This is a genomic window from Bradyrhizobium sp. (assembly GCF_019242285.1).
In the GTDB taxonomy this organism is placed as follows: domain Bacteria; phylum Pseudomonadota; class Alphaproteobacteria; order Rhizobiales; family Xanthobacteraceae; genus Bradyrhizobium.
Genome location: NZ_JAFAVV010000866.1, coordinates 1 through 2,065, shown reverse-complemented (window position 1 = coordinate 2,065; position 2,065 = coordinate 1). Strand labels below are relative to the sequence as shown.

Below are 2,065 nucleotides of genomic sequence, written 5' to 3'. Positions count from 1 at the left end.
CGAAGCTCGACCTGTCGCACCTGACGCGTGACCAACTGCTGCAGCTCGAGGCGACGTGCCTCGTGATCGAGGCGAGCAAGGATGCCGCTGCCGACTGAGTCAGAACCAGCCAGGCTCCGCGTCGGGCTAGCATTCCCGAAAACGCGGTGGCACCTTTTTTAGGCGTACGGATTTGCCACGGAGGAACACCGCGCCGACCTTGGTCCGCAGGGCCACGAGGTTACGCGTGCGCGTGCCGCAACGGTGAAGATGGTGCCGCGAAACGTCAGTAGGAATGAAGCGGGCGACAGGTAGTCGCGAACAGCAAAACCTCTAACGTCAGATACGCCGCCGGACGGCGGGATTCCGCATTTGCGCAGGAAAGGTGCTCCACTTCGGCCTGTCAGAAGATGCTGCTTGCCGAGGCGGTGGAAAATGGTTCGGCTATGCAGAATCACTCGCTTTAGCAATCGCGAGCCGGAAGCGAGAACCTTCGAACTCTGCGACGAGTCTCGCAAGCACCTAGCCGCGGCGCGGCGCCGCCTATCCGGAGCAGGACTTCGACTTCATGTACGCTTTCGAAGCCATCCTGGCGCTGCTCCTTGTTGCGACGATCCTATCCTCGATCGCGAGGCGGGTTGGGGTGCCGTATCCCACCCTCCTCGCGGTTGGCGGCGCAGGGCTGGCCTTCGTGCCCGAGGTACCCCGCTTCCAGCTCCCGCCGGAGCTGATCCTCGCCCTCTTCGTCGCGCCTGTGCTCCTGGATGCGGCCTATGATGCCTCCTTGCGCGACCTGCGCGCCAACTGGCGGCCAGTTGCTTCTCTCGTCCTCGTCGCGGTCGCGCTGACGACGATCGCGGTTGCCGCTGCCGCCCGGTCGATCTTTCCGGACATGCCTTGGGCCGCCGCCATCGCCCTGGGCGCGGTTGTGGCGCCGCCTGACGCGGTAGCCGCGCTTGCCGTCCTGCGGCAGGTCCGACCGCCCTACCGCATGCGGGTGATCCTCGAAGGCGAAAGCCTGCTGAACGACGCCTCCGCGCTTTTGACTTATCGGCTCGCGGTAGGCGCTGTCGCTGCGGGCGGCTTCAGCGCGACGGACGCCGCCCCTACCTTCGCCATCGTTGTGTTCGGGAGCATCGTCGCAGGCTGGCTGCTCGCCTGGCCGGTAAGCTTCGTGATTGCAAGGATCACCGACGCGCCCAGCTCTGTAATCCCCAATTCGTGTTCACTTTCACCGAGTGGCTGCTCTCCGAGCGGCTCGGACTCTCAGGAGTCGTGACCGTCGTGGTGTTCGGTCTGACATTAGCGCGCGGGACTGCCGCCCCGCTGTCCGCCCGGGTTCGAGTGCCGTCGTTTGCGATCTGGGAAACCGCCACAATGGTGCTGAACGTGCTGGCCTTCACGCTCATCGGGCTACAGATCAGGCCTATTATCGAGGTCGTCAACCCCCCGGAACGCCTCCATCTCCTAACCGCTGCGGTCGCCGTGCTGGCCGTCGCGATCGGCGTGCGTCTTGTCTGGACCTTCGTCTACGACGGCGTGCTTCGGCTTGCGCGGCACTCGCATCGGGATGGCCCAACATCCGCCGTGGCGCAGCCGACGACAGGCGGGGCTCTGGTAGTGGGTTGGGCCGGTATGCGAGGGATCGTCACCATCGCCGCCGCCTTAGCGCTGCCGGATGCCTTCCCGTACCGTGACTTCATCCAGCTGACCGCGTTCGTAGTTGTACTCGGGACCTTGCTGATCCAAGGCGTCACGCTTCGACCGCTCCTTACCTTAGTGCAGCTGCCCAAAGAAGATATCGTAGAGGCGGAAGTCAGCACCGCGAGGCGATCAGCTCTGGAAGCAGCTCTTGCCGAGCTCGACGGCAATGATACGCCCGCTGCGCAGCGGCTCCGGCTTGAATTCCAAGGCGCGCTTGAGCGGGCTTCGTGCGGCCGCGATCCACGCGATACGGCGGAGAATGTGTTGCGCCGCCGGCTCGTGACCGCCTCGCGTCAAGCCCTGGATCGCCTGCGCCGTATCGGCGTGATCGGCGACGACGCCTATCGCCGCGTTGAAGAGGAATTGGACCTCATGGAACTCA

The 2,065-nt window shown here is 64.7% G+C and carries 2 protein-coding genes; both read left to right on the top strand.

Features of this window, described 5'->3' with window-relative positions; all coding sequences use genetic code 11:
- The first annotated feature begins 547 nt into the window (after window positions 1–547).
- Window positions 548–1,258, top strand: coding sequence for a cation:proton antiporter (locus JOY90_RS40270; protein WP_367277035.1), 711 nt, complete (start codon window positions 548–550; stop codon window positions 1,256–1,258).
- Window positions 1,255–2,065 (top strand): cation:proton antiporter (locus tag JOY90_RS40265; protein ID WP_367277034.1); only part of this gene is annotated, 811 nt, incomplete at its 3' end. The genes JOY90_RS40270 and JOY90_RS40265, both read left to right, overlap by 4 nt.